The sequence below is a fragment of the Streptomyces sp. NPDC041068 genome, from assembly GCF_040647455.1.
GTDB lineage: Bacteria > Actinomycetota > Actinomycetes > Streptomycetales > Streptomycetaceae > Streptomyces.
Genome location: NZ_JBEZCG010000003.1, coordinates 240,336 through 258,070 on the forward strand (window position 1 = coordinate 240,336; position 17,735 = coordinate 258,070).

Here is a 17,735-nt window from a genome sequence, read left to right on the forward strand (position 1 = left end):
GGGTGTGGCGGTCAGCCGAAGCGTTCGATCCTGATCCGGTCCACCGGCTGGCCACCGCCCACCAGAAGCCGCGAGGCGTGCTCGGCGAAACCGTTGGAGCCGCAGATGTACGCCTCCCAGCCGCCGTCCGGCTGTCCTTCCGCACCCAGGAAGGGCGCCAGGTGGCCGGCGTTCAGGCGGCCTTCGGAGCGGGTCAGGACGATGCTGGTCTCGTCGCCGTACTCGTCCGCGTAGATCAGGTCCTGTGCCGTGCGCGCCGAGACGACCAGGCGCAGCGGCACGTCGAGCCCCGCGGCGCGGTGGTGGCGGATCATCGACATCAGCGGCACCACGCCGGAGCCCGCCCCGAGCAGCAGCGCGGGCCGGTCGCCGGGCCAGGCGAAGAAGCCGGACAGCGGCCCCCGCACCTCGACCACGTCGCCGACGCGGGCCACGCCGTGCAGATGCCCGGACACCTCGCCGCCCGGCACGTGGTCGAGGGTCAGCTCGATCTCGCCGCTGCCGTCGGGCGCCGAGGCGATGGAGTAGTGCCGCTGGGCGACGTAGCCGTCCTCGGCGGTGAGCCGCAGCATCAGGTGCTGGCCCGGCAGATGCCCCTGCCACTCGGGCACCTTGAGGCGGAAGGTGCTCGCGGCCGGCGTCTCCCTGCGGATCTCGAGGACCGTCGCGCGCTGCCAGGTGGCGGCGGCGCGGTTGCTCACCGCGATGCGTCCCGGCACGGCGAAGCGGGTCGGCGGCACGAAGCCGTTGTTCGGGTACGAGAAGCCGTTGTTCGGGTACGAGGTGTCAGTCACCGGAGTAGCGCTCCTCCGCCCACGGGTCGCCCCGGTGGTGGTAGCCGTTCTGCTCCCAGAAGCCGGGCTCGTCGTGGTCGAGGAGCCGCAGCCCGGCGACCCACTTGGCGCTCTTCCAGAAGTACAGGTGGGGGACGATCAGCCGGGCGGGGCCGCCGTGCTCGGCGGGCAGCGGCCCGTCGCCGTACTCCCAGACGATCCACGCCCTGCCGCCGCTCACATCGGCGAGCGGCAGGTTCGTGGTGTAGCCGGTGTGGGAGTACGCGACGACGTGCGTGGCCTCGCGGAGCGGGCCCGCGGCGGCCAGGAAGGAGTCCAGGCTCACCCCGCCGAAGCGCACCCCGAACTTGGACCAGCTCGTCACGCAGTGGATGTCGCCCCGGTACTCGGACGCGGGCAGCGCGTGCGCCTCGTCCCAGGTCCAGGTGCGCGGCGTCGCGACGAGCCCGTCCACCCGGAACGTCCAGTCGGCGGCGGCCAGTTGAGGCGTCACCTCGGCGGAAAGGACGGGCCAGCCGTCCCGTGCGTCGTACTGTCCCGGAGGCAGCCGCGGATCGCGGTCCGCGGCGCGGGCGCGGCCCGTGAAAGCGCGGGTGGGTTCGAAAGCGGAGCCCCGGCTCATACGACGCTCGTCTCCGGGCGCGCGGCCGCCGCGGACGCCAGGTCCCGCAGCGCCACCGCCTCGTCGAGCGTGCGCAGTGCGCGGTCGCGCATCAGGACGCGCCCGTCGACGACCGTGTCGCGGACGTCCGAAGCGGCGGCGGCGTAGGCCAGCGTCGACCACGGGTCGTGGCGGGGCAGCAGGTGCGGCCGGTCCCGGTCGACGACGATCAGGTCCGCACGCTTGCCCGCCTCCAGCGAGCCCAGCTGGTCGCCGAGGCCGAGCGCCCGCGCCGACTCGACGGTCGCCATCCGCACGGCCTGCTCGGCGCCGACCGCGGTGGGGTCGCCCCCCGCCTTGTGCACCAGCGCGGCGATCCTGACCGCGCCGAGCAGGTCGAGGGTGTTGGAGGACACCGCGCCGTCCGTGCCGAGGCCGACCGTGACGCCCGCGTCCAGGAGCTCGGGCACGCGCGCGATGCCGCAGCCCAGCTTCAGGTTCGACACCGGGCAGTGCGCGACCTTCGTACCCGTACGGGCGATGGCCGCGATCTCGGCGTCCGTGAGGTCGACGGCGTGCGCGAGCAGCGTGTCGGGGCCGAGCACGCCGAGCGATTCGAGCAGCTCGACGGGGCGCATGCCGTGCTGCTCGGTCACGTTCGCGACCTCGGCGGCGTTCTCGGAGGCGTGGACGTGCAGGAGCGCGCCGTGCTCGCGGGCGAGCGCGGCGATCTCGGTGAGCTGCGCGGGGTTCAGGGTGTACGCGGAGTGCGCGCAGACGACCGGACGGGTGCCGGGCGCCGGGGTGTACGCCTTGAGGTGCTCGGCCGCCCAGTCGAGGCGCTCGGTGTAGGGCCTGCCGTCCGGCGGGCCCGGCACGTCCATGAACGTCGGCCCGGTCAGCAGGCGCCAGCCCGCCTCGCGGGCCACGTCCTCGGCCGCCTCGTGGAACCAGAACATGTCGAGCGCGGTGGTCACGCCGCCGCGCACGGACTCGGCGACGGCGCCCCGCATCGCGGCGGCCACCGTCTCCGGAGAGAGGATCTCGGCCTCGCGCGGGATCACCCGCTCCAGGAAGCCCTGCAGCGTGACGTCGTCGGCGATGCCGCGCATCAGGTTCATCGCGAGGTGCGTGTGCGTGTTGATCAGGCCGGGCAGGACGAGGCAGCCGCGGGCGTCGATCTCCTCGGCCGCCTCGTACGCGGTGCGCAGCCGGTCGGCGGGGCCCACCTCGACGATGCGTCCGGCGCGGACGGCCACGGCGCCGTCCGGCACGACGGTGCCCGCGTCGTCGACGGTCAGGACGTCGCCGCCGTGCACAAGGAGGTCCGTGGGGCCGCCCCGGTCCTGGGCCGGCAGGTCAGTGGCGTGCATCGGTTCCGTTTCTCCGTGGTTCCACGTGGTCGCGGGCGGTCGCCGCGCCCGCGACTGCCGTCGTTCAGCTCTGCCCTCGTTCAGTGCTCGGCCGAGGCCAGCAGGCGCAGCGCGTCCAAGGTTATCCGGGCGCCCCGGTCGACCCCTTCGGCGACCACGTCGCGGTGCGGGTCGTAGCCTCCGGTGGCCTCCCTGTCGACCAGCTCGTCCGCGTTCGCGCCGTCCACGACGAGGGCGCCGCCCGCCGTCAGGCCGTGCGTCGATGCGAAGACGTACAGCGCCGAGAGCTCCATCTCGATGGCGGCGATCCCGGCCCGTGTGTACGCATCGCCGGGCAGCGGCAGGAAGCCCGGCTGGAACGCGGCCCGCGTCCACACCACGCCCCGGTGGTGCGGGGCGCCGGCAGCCCGCGCCGCGCGCTGCAGGGCGATGACCGCCTCCGGCGCGGAGAACGCCGGGTACTCGGCGGGGATCAGCTGCTGGGTCACACCGTCGTCGCGCACCGCCGCGTCCGCGATGACCAGGTCGCCGTCGCGGATGCCGGAGCGGATCGCGCCCGCCGTGCCGAGCCGCAGGATCGTGGTGACGCCCGCCTCGGCGAGCTCCTGGAAGAGGAGGATCGCGCCCGGGGCGCCGACGCCGTGCGAGGCGACGACGACCTCGGTGCCCTGCCAGGTGCCGGTGAAGGTGCGGTACTCGCGGTGGTACGACACCTCCTTCGCGTCCGACAGGAGGTCGGCGACGGCGGCCGCGCGGCCCGGGTCGCCGACGACGACCGCGTGCGCGGGCAGGCCGGTGCGGGGGACGCGGGTGATGGGCAGCGCGTCGATCGAGGACGTCATGAAGAGGCTCCTACCAGAGACTTGGGGCGCTTTCGGCGCTTGCCGCGCGCCGTGGATCCGCCGCGGGCCGTGGACGTGCGGCGCGCCGTGGACAGGAAGAGGGCGACCAGGGTCACCACATAGGGGGCGGCGTCGGTCGCCTGCTGCGGCAGGCCGTTGCCCTGCAGCCGGAAGCCGACCGCCTCCGCGATACCGAAGAGCAGCGCGGCGAGCAGCACGCCGACCGGCAGCGCGCGGCCCAGCATGACCGCGACCACGGCGATCCAGCCGCGCCCCGCCGTCATGTTCTCCGAGAACAAGGTGACGTTGCCGAGGGCGAGTTGGGCGCCGGCGAGCCCGCAGAGCAGTCCGCTGGTGAGCACCGCCAGGTACTGGTACTTCGCCGGGCTCACGCCGAGCGTCGCCGCGGCGTCCGGCGCCTCGCCGACCCCGCGCAGACGCAGACCCCAGGGGTGGCGCGCGAGGAACACGGCCGCGACGGCCACGGCCGCCCAGGAGGCGTACACCAGGGCGGAGTGCCCGGACAGGACGGGGCCGAGGAAGCCGAGGCCGATGCCGTCGAGGCCCGCCAACTCCGGGTCGGAGAAGGTGCCCTGGACGCCGAAGGCGGTCCGCAGCAGAAAGCCGGTCAGGCCGACCGCGAGAAGGTTCAGCGCGACGCCGAGGACGACCGCGTCACCGCGCAGACTGATGGTGCCCACGGCGAGGATCATCGCGTACGCCGCCGACGCGAGGGCGGCCAGGGCCACGCCGAGCCAGGCGCTGCCGGTGAACCAGCTGCCCGCGACCGCGGCGAAGCAGCCGATCAGCATCATGCCTTCGAGCCCGATGTTGAACACGCCCGCGCGCTCGCAGATCGCGCCGCCGAGCGCGGCGAGCAGGATCGGGGTGAGCGCGAGGAGCGCGGAGTGGAACAGGGCGGAGTCGACGGACATCACAGGTCCTCCTTGGGGCTTGCGGCCTTCTTGGCGCGCCGCCGGGTGAACCTGAGGCGCGCGGCCAGGAAGACGATGACGACGGCCTGGAGCACCTGCGTCAGCTCGCGCGGCACCTCCGTGGCCCGCTCCATGGCGAGCCCGCCGACTTCGAGCGCGGCGAAGAACAGGGCGGCGACGGCCGTGCCGATCGGCGCCGCCGAGGCGAGGAGCGCGGCGGTGAGCCCCGTCCAGGTGTGCCCGCCCGCGGTCAGCGACCCGTCGATGAAGCGATAGGGGAAGCTGAGTACGCCGATCGCCCCGACGAGCCCTGCCACGGCCCCCGACAAGGCCATCAGCCGCAGCGTGAGCCGGGGCCCTTCCACCCCCGCGTACGCGGCGAAGCGCGGATTGAGCCCCGTCATGCGGATCTCGTAGCCGGTGGCGGTACGGGCGTCCGCGAACACGAAGACGCCCGCGGCGACCACGACGAGCACGAGCCCCACCGTGACGGTGGACGAACCGAAGGCGGGCAGCTCCACGCCGTCCGGAAGGCGCCGGGTCTGCGGCAGGCTGGAGCCCTCCTCCTTGAGCGGGAAGCGCGCGAGGTAGGAGGCGAAGGACATCGCCGGGTAGCTCAGCAGCAGGCTGCTCACCAACAGCGGTACGCCGAACCGGTTCTGGCACACGGCGGCCGCCGCGGCGTAGACGGCGCCCGCCAGCATCCCGGCGAGCAGCGCGGCGAGCACGGCGAGCGGCGCGGGCAGCGGGGCGTAGAGCCCGGTGGCCGCGGCGGCGATCCCGCCGAGCACCGACTGCCCGTCCCCGCCGAGGTTCAGGAGCCCCGCACGCATCGGTATCGCAAGCGCGACGGCGAGCCCGAGGATGCTGGTCCCTGTGGTCAGCGTGGCCCCGATCCCGTCGGGCCCGAGCGCACCGCTGACGACGGACCCGTACGCGCCGAGCGGCTCGGCCCCGGTCCCGACGAGGAAGAGCGCCCCGACGAGCACGGCGGCGACGACGGAATGCAGGGCGGACGACCGAAGCACCCGCCCGACGGGCGAGCCCTCTCCGGACACACGCTCAACGGCCATGTCAGGAGGCCTCCTTGCCGGACTCGGAGCGGGGAGCCCGCTGGGCGGGTGGGCCGGAGCCACCACCGGGAGCGGGCGCCCCGCTCCCGGCGCCGCCGGTCACCTCGGGCGCGGGGGACGCGGGCGCCCCGGCCTCGGTGGCCTCGGTCATGGCGGTCATGGTGGTCTCGGCGGTCTCGGCGGTCTCGGCGGTCTCGGCGGTCTCGGCGGTCTCGGCGGCCTCGGGCGTGAGGGGCGCGGGCTTCCCGGACGCGAAGGGCCCGCTCAGGACCGCCGTGGCTCCGGTCTGCTCGGGTGCCGAATGCTCCGGTGCCGAATGCGCGGGTGCCCCGGCCGTCGCGGCTCCGGATGTTTCGTGCGCCGTCCGCCCAGGCCCCTGGTGCGCGGCGGGCCGAGGCTGCTCGGCGGTCCCTGCCCCCGAAGTCGCTTCGCCCAGGCCGCCCGCCGAGGGCAGCGGCACCGCCCCCGCCATCGCGAGCCCCAGGCTGCGCTCGTCCGCCTCCTCGCGGGGGAACTCGGCGGCGATCTGCCCCTCGTACATCACCAGGACCCGGTCCGAGAGGCCGCGGATCTCGCTGAGTTCGGCGGAGACCAGGAGGATCGCGTGGCCCGCGTCGCGGTGGGCGATCAGTTGGTCGTGGATCGTCTGGACGGCGCCGATGTCCACGCCGCGCGTGGGCTGCTCGACGATCAACAGCGGGGATTCATGGGCCAGTTCGCGCCCGATGACGAGTTTCTGCAGATTGCCGCCGGAGAGGGAACCCGCCGTATGGCCGGACGACGTCGCCTTGATCCCGAAGCGTTCGATCAGGACGCGTGCGTGCTCGCGCAGCCAGCCGGGGCGGAGCAGACCGTGGCCCCGGTGGTGGCCCATGGCGAGGTTCTCGGCGATCGTCGCCGCCGGTGCCGTGCCGACCGTCGCGCGGTCCTCGGGGACGTACGCGAGGCCCGCCGCACGGCGTTCCGCGGCCGTCGCGTCCGTGATGTCCTGACCCGTCAGTGTGACCCGGCCCGCGGTCACAGGGCGCAACCCCGCGACGGCCTCGACCAGTTGGGACTGCCCGTTGCCCGCCACGCCCGCGATGCCGACGATCTCCCCGGCGCGGACCGTGAGCGACACGTCGCGCACCCCGTCCGCCGCGAGCCCGGCGACCGACAGGACCTCACCGCCGGGCGAGCCCGCCGGGTGGATGCGGTCCAGCTCCACCGAACGGCCCGTCATGGCCGCCGCGATGCCGTCCGCGCTCGTGTCGGCGGTCCGCATGCGCGCCGCGACCCGCCCGTCCCGCAGTACCGTCACCGCGTCGCTGCCCTCCATGACTTCGCGCAGCTTGTGCGTGACGAGGAGCACCGTGCGGCCCTCGTCGGCGAGGGAGCGCAGCACGCCGAAGAGCGCGTCCGCCTCCGTGGGCGTCAGCACCGCCGTCGGCTCGTCGAGGATGAGCGTACGGGCGCCCCGATGGAGGAGCTTGAGGATCTCCACGCGCTGGCGCACGCCCACCGGCAGATCGCCGACCTTCGCCGCCGGATCGACGGCGAGCCCGTGCTCCGCCGAGAGCGCGGCCACCCTGCGCACCGCCTCCGCCCGGTCGGTCAGGCCGAAACGGCGCGGCTCGGCGGCGTACACGACGTTCTCGGCGACCGTGAACGACGGGAACAGCTTGAAGCTCTGGTGCACCATCCCGAGCCCCGCGGCGATCGCCTCGCTCGGATTCGCGAAGGACACCTCGCGCCCGTCGAGCAGGATCCGCCCGGCGTCCGGCCGCTGCAGCCCGTACAGCACGGACATCAGCGTCGACTTGCCCGCGCCGTTCTCACCCATCAGGGCGTGGACCTCGCCGCGCCGCACGGTCAGGTCGACCCGGTCGTTGGCGAGCGTGCCGGGGAACTCCTTGGTGATGCCCAGCAGTTCGACGGCGGGAGCCTCGCCCGCCACCTCAGGCGGCGGGGTCATCGACGGTCAGCTTCCCGGCGACGATGTCGTCACGCAGCTTCTCGACGCGCGCGAGCACGTCCTTGTTGGCGGGCTTCGCGATCAGGCACTTGGAGTCGGCGACCTTCGGCTCCAGACCGGTCAGCGACATGCCGCCCTCCTTGAGGCCGTACGACACCGTGGTGCCGCCCTTGCCGTCGAGGATCTGCGCGATGCCCTTCTCCACGGCGACATCGGTCTTCTTGAGTACGTTGTCGACGACGACCCCGGGGGCACCGAGGCACTGGTTGGCGTCCACTCCGTACGCCTGGAACCCCTTGCCGTTCGCGGACTTCGCCGCCTGGAAGACGCCCGTGTTGCCGCCCGCCGCGGCCGCCATCACCTGGTCGGCGCCGCCCGAACCGAGCGTCGCCGCCTGGTCCTTGGCGCGCGCCGCGTCGTTGAACGGCGACTGCCCGCCCACGAACAGCGTCCGGGCCTTCACCCCCGGCCGCACCTTCTGCGCGCCCGCCTCGAAGGGCTCGCTGTACCGCCGGAACTGCGGGGTGTCGAGCGCGTCGACGGCCCCGACCTTCTTGCTCTCGGTCAGCAGCCCGGCCTCGGCGCCCGCGAGGAAGACGGCCTCGTGCTCGCGGAACACGGCACACGTGACGTTCTTGTACGTCTTCTCGGTGCACGCGTCGACGAGCAGGAACTGCTGCTTCGGGTGGGCCTCCGCCTGCTGCGCAACGATGTCCGCGAACTCGAAGCCGACCAGGGCGACGACGTCGGGCGCGGAGTCCACGGCCGAGGCGACGTTCTGCTGCCGGGAGTCGTTGTCGCTGCTCTGGTAGACCTTCTGCGAGCCGCCCCGGGCCTTTGCCGCCGCCTTCACCCCGCTGACGGACAGCTTGAGGAACTCGTTCTGGGCGACGGGGTCGGGCGTGATCAGCGTGAACGTCTTCCCCTTCCCGCCCTTGTCCGAATCCCCGTCCTTCGCGGCGGCGTTGCAGCCGGTGGCCAGCAGGACGGCGCCGACGGTCGCGGCGGTGAGTCTCAGGGACGTACGCGTACGCAGGGACATGGGATCGCCTTCGTGGAGGTGCCTGGGAGCTGCCCAGACGGTGACAGGAGAGTCGTACGTGCTGAAAAGCGTCGCTCAGCGACAGCAGCGGCGACAACGGCACATTCGGCGGCCGCAGGACACGGCGGGGCAGCGCGTCGCGTTCGCTTTCGCGGTGATGTTCGCGGTCATGGCTGTCCTCCTCGCACCGTGGATCGGATCGATCGGTCCTGGGTGGCGGTGAGGGTAACACCGGATTTCGGACAGCCGCACGAACGTCTCGAAATGTGGTTCGAGCATGTCGGGTACGGTGACGGCACCCCTCCTCCCATGGCCGGAATCGCCCCCCACTTCATTCGGAGTTGAGCACATGAGCAGCCAGGACCTGCGCGCCGTGACGTGGACGGCGGCCGCGGAGGACGGCACGCCGCCGTCGCTGTCCCTCATCGACCAGACGGTGCTCCCGCACGCCCTGGAACGCCTAGAGGTCACGACCGTCGACGGCCTGATCGACGCGATCGTGCGCCTCGTCGTCCGCGGCGCCCCCGCGATCGGCGCGGCCGGCGCGTACGGCGTCGCGCTCGCCATGGCACAGGCCGAGCGCGAGGGCTGGGGCCGCGCGCGCCTGGACGCCGAGGTCGCACGCGTACGGGAGGCCAGGCCCACCGCGGTGAACCTCATGGTGTGCGTGGACCGCGTGAAGCCCCTGATCGGCGAGGGGGCGGCGGCGGTCCTCGCCGAGGCGCACGCGATCGTCGAGGAGGACCTGGCGGCCAACCACGCGATGGGCGCGTACGGCGCGGACTGGCTCCTCAAGCGCGTGGCCGCGGGGTCGGATCGCCCGCTGCGGATCCTGACCCACTGCAACACGGGCGCGCTCGCCACGGCGGGCTGGGGCACGGCGCTCGGCGTCATCCGCGAACTGCACGCCAGGGGAGGCCTGGAGACGGTGTACGCCGACGAGACCCGGCCGCTCCTCCAGGGCGCCCGTCTGACGGCCTGGGAGCTCGCCCAGGAGGGCATCCCGCACTACGTCCAGGCGGACGGGGCGGCGGCGGGCACGATCCTGCGGGGCGAGGTCGACGCGGCGATCGTCGGCGCGGACCGCATCGCGGCGAACGGCGACACGGCGAACAAGGTCGGCACGGTCGGCGTCGCGCTGGCCTGCGCGTACGCGGGCATCCCCTTCATGGTGGCGGCACCGACGACGACGGTGGACCTCGGGACGGCGTCGGGCGACGGGATCCACATCGAACTGCGGGGCGAGGAGGAGGTGTTGGAGTGGTCCGGAGTACGAACCGCCCCACCGGAATCCCGCGGCCACAACCCCGCCTTCGACGTGACCCCGGGCTCCTTGGTGACGGCGCTGGTCACGGAGCGGGGCGTGCTGGAGGTGTCGGCGGGGGAGCTGCCGGGCGCGGAACTGGGCTGAGGTCTTGCCTCCGGCGGTTCCTTCCCCGACCCCGCCCCTTCCCGAACGTTGCGGCTCCGCCGCCCGGGGCTCGGTCGATCGCGCTCCGCGCTCGTCCTCAAACGCCGGACGGGCTGAAAAATCCAGCCCGTCCGGCGCTCTTGTCTTTCAGCCCCTCCGGCGTTTGAGGAGCTGGGTCTGGGGCGGAGCCCCAGTTTCGGGAAGGGGCGGGGTCGGGGAAAGAACCGCCGGAGGCAGCCCTCAGCCCCGAGCCGCCGCCAACTCCAGCAGCCACTCCACTACTTCCGCCCGATGCCGCGCCGCACGCGGATCCGCGCCCCAGACATAGATCCCGTGCCCCGCCACGACCACCGCCGGCATCCCCGGCTCCATCGCCGCCTCAAGCCGATCCCCGAGCACGCCCATGTCCTGACTGTTCGCGATCACCGGAAGTGTCACCGACACTTCGTGCGTCGGATGACCGAGCCCCTTCAGCATTTCGAGGCCTTCGAAGGGGATCCCCTCGGGGGCGCGCTGCCCCATGACCACCGATGCCACCGTGTGGACATGCACCACGGCCCCCGCCCCGGTCAACCGCACCACACGCGCATGCAACGCGGCCTCCGCCGACGGCCGCCCCGGCCCGACCGCCGCGCCTTCCCCATCCGTCAACACCACGTCGGACGCCGTCAGTTCACCCTTGTCCCGCCCGCTCGCGGTCACCGCGATCCGCACCGGATCCCGCGAGAGCACCAGGGACAGATTCCCGGACGTCCCCCGCATCCACCCGAACGAGGCGAACCGCGCGGCCTCCGCGGCCAGCACGCGCCCTGCCTCCTCCAGGTCCGCGGCGGAAACACCAGAAACACCAGAAACACCAGAAACAGCGGAAACGTCGGCGGCGGTCTCGGTCATGAACTGCTCCTGGCGGCTAGGGAGATCCCGGAGAAGTCCGAGACCTGCGGATGGTCACCGAACGAGGCGTCGAAGTAGGGCTCTCCCGCCCGTCGCACCCCGACCGCCCGCCAGCCCGCGGCCCGCGCCGCGTCCAGTTCACCCGGCCGGTCGGACAGGAACAGGAGCCGCTCCGGGGCGACGCCCACGGACGAGGCGATCTTCCGGTAGGAGTCCGCCTCCTGCTTGGGCCCGGCGTTCTCCGTGTCGTACAACCCACCGACGAGGCCCAGCAGATCGCCCTCCGCGGAGTGCGCGAACCACGCCCGCTGCGCCGCCACCGAGCCGGACGAGTAGACGTACAGCCGCACCCCGTCCGCGTGCCAGCGCCGCAGGACCTCGATCACATCGGGGTAGAAGTGCGAGACGAGCTCGCCGCGTGCGAAGCCCTTCGCCCAGAGGATGCCCTGCAGCGTCTTCAAAGGCGTCGCCTTGCGGTCGGCGTCCACCCACGCGCCGAGGACCTCCTCGACCCGCGCCGCGTCGGCATCGGGCTCGCCGATCTCCTCGCGCACCTGGGCGACGGCCCGCGCCACCTCCGCCTCACCGCCCCGCGAGGCGAGCAGCTCACCGAACCGCTCGCGCGCGTACGGGTACAGCACGTCCACCACGAACCCGGTGGCGCTCGTGGTGCCCTCGATGTCGAGCACCACGGCGTCCACGGCGTAGTCGTACGGGTCGAGAGCCGTCACGCCGCGTACCCCGCGTGAATCGCGTCGAAGTCGGGGAACCGCTCCGCGATCGGGCTGCCGGTGAAGTTGCCGATCCAGCCGTCCTCCTCGTGGAAGAAGCGGATCGCCGTGAAGGCGGGCGACGTGCCCATGTCGAACCAGTGCGTGGTGCCGCGCGGCACACCCAGCAGATCGCCCTTCTCGCAGTAGACGGCGTGCACTTCGCCGCCCACGTGCAGGTAGAAGATCCCGGCGCCCGCGACGAAGAACCGCACCTCGTCATCGTCGTCGTGCGTGTGCTCGGCCAGGAACTTCTGACGGGCCGCCGCGGCCTTCGCGGGCCACTCGGGGTCGGCGCCGTCGGCCGGCGGGTGCAGCGCCACGACGTCGACCGTGCGGAAGCCCTCCTCGGCGTTGAGCTTGTCGATCTCCGTGCGGTACGCGGCGAAGACCGTGTCGCTGTCCGCGTCGGCCGGAACGTCCTCGCGCACCGGCCACTGTTCGTACCGCACGCCTATCGGGGCGAGCGCCGCGGCGATCTCGGCCGCGTCCGAAGTGCGGCGCACGACGGTCTCGGGGCCGGCCTCCGGCCAGGTCGTCAGGAGAGTCATGGTCACTCCAGTGCAGGTCAAGGGTGTGCGTCGGATCGTAGTCCGGGGTGCGGACGCGTCACAGGGTGTCCCACAGCGTGGACGGGGCCGCCCGCCGCACCACCGGCGCGACCTCCTGTGCGAACCGCTGCAGCGTCTCGATCTGCTCGCCGCGCGAGAGCCCGAAGCCGTCCACGGAGACCGACTGCAGGTCGTGCCCGTACACCTCGTGCCAGCCGAGGATCTTGTCGATGATCTGCTGCGGGGATCCGATGAGTTGGGGCCCGTCCGCGACGGCGTCCTCGATGGTGCGGAACGGTGTGTTGTAGCCCGTTCTGCCCTCCAGGTCGGGCCGGAAGGACTGGGCGATCTTCGCCTCGTACAGCTCCTTGTAGCGGGCGACGGCCTGCTCGGCGGTGTCCGCGATGAGCAGCCCGCCCGAGCCCGCGGCCACCCGCGCGTCCGCCGGATCGTGTCCGTGCGCCTCGAACCGCTCACGGTAGTGACCGATGAGCGAGGCGTACGCCGAGCGCGGCTGGATGGCGTTGGCCGTGAACAGCGGGTCGCCGTGCTCGGCCGCGAGTTCGGGGGAGTTGAGGGAGGTCGCCGAGCCGTGCCAGATCCGCGGCGCCCCGGCATAGGGGCGCGGGACCGTCGTCACGTTCTTCAGGGACGGCCTGAACTCGCCCTGCCAGTCGACGTTCTCCTCGGTCCACAGCCTGCGCAGCAGCTCGTACTTCTCGCGCTGCAGGTCCCACTGGCGCGCCTCGTCGAGCCCGAAGAGGTCGAAGTGCCCGGCCTCCGCGCCCTTGCCGACGACGAGTTCGACGCGGCCGCGCGAGATCTGGTCGAGCGTCGCGTAGTCCTCGGCGACCCGCACGGGGTCGAGGATCGCGACGACGGTGACTCCGGTGAGGAGCCTGATGCGGGTGGTGCGTGCGGCCAGGGCGCCGAGCACGACCGTCGGCCCCGACGACAGGAACGCGCCCGCGTGCCGCTCACCCACGGCGTACGCGTCGTAACCGAGCTCCTCCGCGGCCACGCCGACGTCGAGGACCTCCTCGAACCGGTCGGCGGGGGAGGGGAGTTCACCGGTCAGCGGGTGCGGGGAGTGGGAGATGAGGGAGAGCACCTGAAACTTCATGATTCAACACTGCGCGCCGAACATTGCGGCACTGTGGCAGCTGCATGGCACCGGTGAAGGGCATGAGTAAGGGGCGGTCGCCATTGCGACCGCCCCTTACTCAGCTCTCAGGAAGCCACTCTCAAGAAACCACTCCCAAGAAGCCGACCGTCAGGCCTTCTTGCCCAGCAGGTCCTCGACCTTGCTGCGGACGTCGTCCGTGGCAAGACCGCGGATCGTCAGCGTCGTACGGCGGCGCAGCACGTCGTCCGCCGTCTCGGCCCACTCGTTGTCGCGCGCGTAGACGACCTGGGCCCAGATCTCCGGGGCGTCCGGGTGGACGCGCTCGGCGAGCTCCGGGTTCTCGTTCGCCAGGCGGGCGATGTCGAAGGAGAGCGAGCCGTAGTGCGTCGCCAGGTGCTTGGCGGTGTCGGCGGCCATGCGCGGGCCGGGCGCCGGGCCGTCCACCAGGAGGCGGTGGGCGACGGCGCGCGGGTTGGCGATGCCGGGCAGCGGCAGCTTCTTCGGCAGCTCGGAGATCGGCTCGTAGTCGTCGCCGAGCGGGTGGCCCGGAAGCGACTCCAGCTTTTTCATCACCGTACGGCCGATGTGGCGGAAGGTGGTCCACTTGCCGCCCGCCACCGACAGCATGCCGCCGGTGCCCTCGGTGACGACCGTCTCGCGCTTGGCCTTGGAGGTGTCGCCGGGGCCGCCGGGCAGCACGCGCAGACCCGCGAAGGAGTACGTGATCAGATCGCGCGACAGCTGCTGGTCGCGGATGGAGAACGCGGCCTCGTCCAGGATCTGCGCGGTGTCGGACTCGGTGACGCGCACGTCCGCCGGGTCGCCCTCGAACTCCTCGTCCGTGGTGCCGAGCAGGAGCATGTCCTCCCACGGCAGGGCGAAGGTGATGCGGTACTTGTCGATCGGGGTCGCGAGCGCGGCCTTCCAGGGGGCGGTGCGCTTGAGGACCAGGTGCGCACCCTTGGAGAGGCGGATGGAGGGCGCCGCGTCCGGGTTCTCCATCTTGCGCAGGTGGTCGACCCAGGGGCCGGTCGCGTTCAGCACCAGGCGGGCGTTGACGCCGAACTCGGTGCCGTCCATGCGGTCCTTGAGCTCCGCGCCCGTGACCCGGCCCTTGGTGAAGCGCAGGCCCGTGACCTCGGCGTGGTTGAGGACGGCGGCACCGGCCTCGACGGCCGCGCGGACCGTCATCAGGGCCATGCGGGCGTCGTTCATCTGGTCGTCGCCGTAGACCGCGACGGCCTTCAGGTTGTCCGTACGCAGCTCCGGCACGTCCTGCGCGGCCTTGGCCGGCGAGAGCAGGTGGCCGACGCCGTCGCCGAACGCGGACAGTGCGCTGTACGCGAAGACGCCGGCGCCCAGCTTGGCCGCGCCGTGCGGGCCGCCCTTGTAGACGGGCAGGTAGAAGGTGAGCGGGTTCGCCAGGTGGGGGGCCACCTGACGGGACACCGCGCGACGCTCGAAGTGGTTCTCCGCGACCAGCTTCACCGCGCCGGTCTGCAGGTAGCGCAGGCCGCCGTGGAGGAGCTTGGAGGAGGCGGAGGAGGTGGCGCCGGCGAAGTCACCGGCGTCCACCAGGGCCACCCGCAGTCCCGACTGCGCGGCATGCCAGGCGGTGGAGATGCCCAGGATCCCGCCGCCGATCACCAGGAGGTCGTACGTCGCCTTGGAAAGCTGCTCCCGGGTCTCGGCGCGGCTCGGGTTGGAACCGGCAGCCGGATGCGTCCCGAGGGCAGGGACGCTCTGCAGGGTGGTCATTGTCTTACTCCTCGCCACTCTCGTCGAGCCAACCCATGGACCGCTCGACGGCCTTGAGCCAGCTCTTGTACTCACGGTCGCGGGTGTCCGCGTCCATGTGGGGGGTCCACTCCGCGGCCCGGCGCCAGTTGGCGCGCAGCTCGTCGGTGGAGGACCAGAAGCCGACGGCGAGACCGGCGGCGTAGGCGGCGCCGAGGCAGGTCGTCTCGGCCACCATCGGGCGCACCACGGGCGCGTCGAGGAAGTCCGAGAGGGTCTGCATCAGCAGGTTGTTGGAGGTCATGCCGCCGTCGACCTTGAGGGCCGCGAGCTCGACGCCGGAGTCCTTCGTCATGGCGTCGGTGATCTCACGGGTCTGCCAGGCCGTGGCCTCCAGGACGGCGCGCGCGATGTGCGCCTTGGTGACGTACCGGGTCAGACCGGCGATCACACCGCGGGCGTCGGAGCGCCAGTACGGGGCGAACAGACCGGAGAAGGCCGGCACGAAGTAGGCGCCGCCGTTGTCCTCGACCGACGACGCGAGCGTCTCGATCTCGGCGGCGGAGTTGATCAGGCCCATCTGGTCGCGCATCCACTGCACCAGCGAACCGGTGACGGCGATGGAACCCTCGAGGGCGTAGACCGGCTTCTGGTCGCCGATCCGGTAGCCGACCGTGGTCAGCAGGCCCGAGTAGGAGTTGATGGCCTTGTCACCGGTGTTCATCAGCATGAAGGTGCCGGTGCCGTACGTGGACTTGGCCTCGCCCTCGTCGAAGCAGGTCTGGCCGAAGAGGGCCGCCTGCTGGTCGCCGAGCGCGGAGGCGACGGGGACGCCGCCGAGCAGGTCGCCGAGCGGGCCGCCGGAGACCTCGCCGTAGACCTCGGCGGAGGAGCGGATCTCGGGGAGCATCTGCGTGGGCACGCCGATGGAGTGGCAGATGCGCTCGTCCCACGCCATCTCGTGCAGGTTCATCAGCATCGTGCGCGAGGCGTTGGTGACGTCGGTGACGTGCTTGCCGCCGTTGACACCGCCCGTCAGGTTCCAGATGACCCAGGAGTCCATGGTGCCGAAGAGGATGTCGCCGGCCTCGGCGCGCTCCTGCAGGCCCTCGATGTTGTCGAGCAGCCAGCGGGCCTTGGGCCCGGCGAAGTAGGAGGCCAGCGGGAGGCCGGTCTCGCGGCGGAAGCGGTCCTGGCCGACGTTGCGCCCGAGCTCCTTGCAGAGCGCGTCGGTGCGGGTGTCCTGCCAGACGATGGCGTTGTACACCGGCTTGCCGGTGTTCTTGTCCCACAGCAGCGTGGTCTCGCGCTGGTTGGTGATGCCGATCGCCTTGATGTCGTCACGGGTGATGCCGGCCTTGGAGATGGCTCCGGCGACGACCTCCTGGACGTTGGTCCAGATCTCGATGGCGTCGTGCTCGACCCAGCCCGGCTTCGGGAAGATCTGCTCGTGCTCCTTCTGGTCGACGGAGACGATCCGGCCGTCCTTGTCGAAGACGATGCAGCGGCTCGAGGTGGTGCCCTGGTCGATGGCCGCGATGAAGGGGCCTGCGGTGTGTGCGTCGGTCACGGTGTGCTCCAGAAGTTCTTGCTCGGTGGTCTCAGGCGTCTGTGGCGGTCATCGGTCGCTGTCGCGGGTCTACTTGAACGCGACGTTGTACAGACCGCCGGCGATGGCGCCGCCGATCAGGGGACCGACGATCGGAACCCAGGCGTACGACCAGTCCGAGCTGCCCTTGTTCGGCAGCGGGAGCACGGAGTGGATGATGCGCGGGCCGAGGTCGCGGACGGGGTTGATCGCGTAGCCCGTGGGGCCACCGAGGGAGAGGCCTATGCCGACCACCACGAGGGCGGTGATCAGGGCGCCGAGGACGCCGAGGCCGTTGCCGCCGTCGTTGAGACCCTGCGTGAGGATGGCGAGGACCAGGACCACCGTGGCGATGACCTCGGTGATGACGTTCTGGGCGTAGTTCCGGATCTCCGGGCCGGTCGAGAAGATGCCGAGCACCGGGCCCGCCGAGGGGGCGGCCTTCTGGTCGACCATGCCCTCGTCCATCGGCTGCGCCGCGAGGATCTCGGGGTCGGTCAGGTGGGCCTTGAACTGGCCCATGTAGGTGACCCACACCAGGAAGGCGCCGATCATCGCGCCGAGCAGCTGCGAGGCCAGGTAGAGCGGAACATCGCTCCACTTGGTGCCGCCCTCGATCGCGAGGCCGAGCGTGACCGCCGGGTTCAGATGGGCGCCGGAGACGCCACCCGCGAGATAGGCGCCGGTCAGTACGGCGAAGCCCCACCCGAAGGTGATCGCGAGCCAGCCGGCGTCCTTGGCCTTTGAGCGCTTGAGCGTGACGGCGGCACACACGCCACCGCCCAGCAGGATGAGCACGGCGGTACCGATGGTCTCGCCGATGAAGATGTCGGAGCTGGACACCCGCGACTCCTTTGTCCTTCGTCCAGGGGAAGGCGAACCCCGGGTCCCTCCGGTGGTCCGCGACCTCAGGTGAGGTCGTTGCCGGCCCTTGGCCTTGCCACACTCTAGCGCGTAATGCCGGTAGGTGTTCGACAATGCCGACCGATGGACGCGAGTCTCACCCCGGTGTTACTGGCTCGTCAAGAGTTCTGTTATTGAAAA

General features: G+C 72.0%; 15 protein-coding genes and 1 pseudogene. 1 reads left to right on the forward strand and 15 read right to left on the reverse strand.

Annotation, left to right across the window (positions count from 1 at the left end):
• Positions 1 to 11: 11 nt before the first annotated feature.
• From AB0B50_RS08125 to AB0B50_RS08160, 8 genes and pseudogenes are all read right to left on the reverse strand, one after another.
• A complete protein-coding gene (locus AB0B50_RS08125) occupies positions 12 to 794 on the reverse strand; it encodes a ferredoxin reductase (RefSeq protein WP_362327444.1) in 783 nt (260 codons plus the stop codon).
• Positions 787 to 1,416 (reverse strand): sulfite oxidase-like oxidoreductase, encoded by a 630-nt coding sequence (locus AB0B50_RS08130; protein ID WP_362327447.1) that lies wholly within the window; start codon positions 1,414 to 1,416, stop codon positions 787 to 789. Before AB0B50_RS08130 ends, AB0B50_RS08125 begins: the two co-directional genes overlap by 8 nt.
• A complete protein-coding gene (locus AB0B50_RS08135; RefSeq protein ID WP_362327450.1) occupies positions 1,413 to 2,768 on the reverse strand; it encodes an amidohydrolase in 1,356 nt (451 codons plus the stop codon). The genes AB0B50_RS08130 and AB0B50_RS08135 overlap by 4 nt, the downstream gene beginning before the upstream one ends.
• Positions 2,769 to 2,848: 80 nt before the next feature.
• Positions 2,849 to 3,610: a nucleoside phosphorylase gene (locus tag AB0B50_RS08140; protein WP_362327453.1), complete on the reverse strand. Its 762-nt coding sequence runs from the start codon at positions 3,608 to 3,610 to the stop codon at positions 2,849 to 2,851.
• Positions 3,607 to 4,545: an ABC transporter permease gene (locus AB0B50_RS08145; protein WP_362327456.1), complete on the reverse strand. Its 939-nt coding sequence runs from the start codon at positions 4,543 to 4,545 to the stop codon at positions 3,607 to 3,609. The genes AB0B50_RS08140 and AB0B50_RS08145 overlap by 4 nt, the downstream gene beginning before the upstream one ends.
• Positions 4,545 to 5,618: an ABC transporter permease gene (locus tag AB0B50_RS08150; RefSeq protein WP_362327459.1), complete on the reverse strand. Its 1,074-nt coding sequence runs from the start codon at positions 5,616 to 5,618 to the stop codon at positions 4,545 to 4,547. The genes AB0B50_RS08145 and AB0B50_RS08150 overlap by 1 nt, the downstream gene beginning before the upstream one ends.
• A 463-nt stretch (positions 5,619 to 6,081) precedes the next feature.
• A pseudogene (locus AB0B50_RS08155) lies at positions 6,082 to 7,572 on the reverse strand (ABC transporter ATP-binding protein); the annotation flags it as partial.
• Entirely contained in the window at positions 7,556 to 8,614 is a 1,059-nt protein-coding gene (locus AB0B50_RS08160) for a BMP family ABC transporter substrate-binding protein (RefSeq protein ID WP_362327462.1), read from the reverse strand. The gene AB0B50_RS08160 and the pseudogene AB0B50_RS08155, both read right to left, overlap by 17 nt.
• 349 nt (positions 8,615 to 8,963) lie before the next feature.
• Between AB0B50_RS08160 and mtnA the strand changes: the two genes are divergently transcribed.
• Positions 8,964 to 10,025, forward strand: a complete 1,062-nt coding sequence (gene mtnA / locus AB0B50_RS08165) for an S-methyl-5-thioribose-1-phosphate isomerase (RefSeq protein WP_362327465.1) — start codon at positions 8,964 to 8,966, stop codon at positions 10,023 to 10,025.
• 240 nt (positions 10,026 to 10,265) lie between these two features.
• Here mtnA and mtnB read toward each other — a convergent pair whose 3' ends face one another.
• The 7 genes from mtnB to AB0B50_RS08200 all read right to left on the reverse strand — a co-directional run bounded on the left by mtnB (position 10,266) and on the right by AB0B50_RS08200 (position 17,534).
• On the reverse strand, positions 10,266 to 10,919 hold the full coding sequence (mtnB, locus tag AB0B50_RS08170) for a methylthioribulose 1-phosphate dehydratase (protein WP_362327468.1): 654 nt from the start codon (positions 10,917 to 10,919) through the stop codon (positions 10,266 to 10,268).
• Positions 10,916 to 11,650 carry an acireductone synthase gene (gene mtnC / locus AB0B50_RS08175; protein ID WP_362327471.1) on the reverse strand — a complete coding sequence of 245 codons (735 nt, stop codon included), beginning with the start codon at positions 11,648 to 11,650 and terminating at the stop codon, positions 10,916 to 10,918. Before mtnC ends, mtnB begins: the two co-directional genes overlap by 4 nt.
• Positions 11,647 to 12,240, reverse strand: a complete 594-nt coding sequence (locus AB0B50_RS08180; protein ID WP_362327474.1) for a cupin — start codon at positions 12,238 to 12,240, stop codon at positions 11,647 to 11,649. The genes mtnC and AB0B50_RS08180 overlap by 4 nt, the downstream gene beginning before the upstream one ends.
• A 58-nt stretch (positions 12,241 to 12,298) precedes the next feature.
• Entirely contained in the window at positions 12,299 to 13,363 is a 1,065-nt protein-coding gene (locus AB0B50_RS08185) for an LLM class flavin-dependent oxidoreductase (RefSeq protein WP_362327477.1), read from the reverse strand.
• Between the two features lie 150 nt (positions 13,364 to 13,513).
• On the reverse strand, positions 13,514 to 15,124 hold the full coding sequence (locus tag AB0B50_RS08190) for a glycerol-3-phosphate dehydrogenase/oxidase (RefSeq protein ID WP_362327480.1): 1,611 nt from the start codon (positions 15,122 to 15,124) through the stop codon (positions 13,514 to 13,516).
• A gap of 4 nt (positions 15,125 to 15,128) precedes the next feature.
• The gene (gene glpK, locus AB0B50_RS08195; protein WP_362327483.1) at positions 15,129 to 16,673 is read right to left on the reverse strand and encodes a glycerol kinase GlpK; all 1,545 of its coding nucleotides are present in this window, start codon (positions 16,671 to 16,673) and stop codon (positions 15,129 to 15,131) included.
• Between the two features lie 69 nt (positions 16,674 to 16,742).
• Positions 16,743 to 17,534 (reverse strand): MIP/aquaporin family protein, encoded by a 792-nt coding sequence (locus AB0B50_RS08200; RefSeq protein ID WP_362327486.1) that lies wholly within the window; start codon positions 17,532 to 17,534, stop codon positions 16,743 to 16,745.
• Positions 17,535 to 17,735: the final 201 nt, after the last annotated feature.

What these genes read in the sequence shown, in the direction of transcription:
- AB0B50_RS08130 (WP_362327447.1), bottom strand. Translation starts at nt 1,416, where the DNA reads ATGAGCCGGGGCTCCGCTTTCGAACCCACCCGCGCTTTCACGGGCCGC.
- AB0B50_RS08135 (WP_362327450.1), bottom strand. Translation starts at nt 2,768, where the DNA reads ATGCACGCCACTGACCTGCCGGCCCAGGACCGGGGCGGCCCCACGGAC.
- AB0B50_RS08140 (WP_362327453.1), bottom strand. Translation starts at nt 3,610, where the DNA reads ATGACGTCCTCGATCGACGCGCTGCCCATCACCCGCGTCCCCCGCACC.
- AB0B50_RS08145 (WP_362327456.1), bottom strand. Translation starts at nt 4,545, where the DNA reads ATGTCCGTCGACTCCGCCCTGTTCCACTCCGCGCTCCTCGCGCTCACC.
- AB0B50_RS08150 (WP_362327459.1), bottom strand. Translation starts at nt 5,618, where the DNA reads ATGGCCGTTGAGCGTGTGTCCGGAGAGGGCTCGCCCGTCGGGCGGGTG.
- AB0B50_RS08160 (WP_362327462.1), bottom strand. Translation starts at nt 8,614, where the DNA reads ATGTCCCTGCGTACGCGTACGTCCCTGAGACTCACCGCCGCGACCGTC.
- mtnA (WP_362327465.1), top strand. Translation starts at nt 8,964, where the DNA reads ATGAGCAGCCAGGACCTGCGCGCCGTGACGTGGACGGCGGCCGCGGAG.
- mtnB (WP_362327468.1), bottom strand. Translation starts at nt 10,919, where the DNA reads ATGACCGAGACCGCCGCCGACGTTTCCGCTGTTTCTGGTGTTTCTGGT.
- AB0B50_RS08180 (WP_362327474.1), bottom strand. Translation starts at nt 12,240, where the DNA reads ATGACTCTCCTGACGACCTGGCCGGAGGCCGGCCCCGAGACCGTCGTG.
- AB0B50_RS08185 (WP_362327477.1), bottom strand. Translation starts at nt 13,363, where the DNA reads ATGAAGTTTCAGGTGCTCTCCCTCATCTCCCACTCCCCGCACCCGCTG.
- AB0B50_RS08190 (WP_362327480.1), bottom strand. Translation starts at nt 15,124, where the DNA reads ATGACCACCCTGCAGAGCGTCCCTGCCCTCGGGACGCATCCGGCTGCC.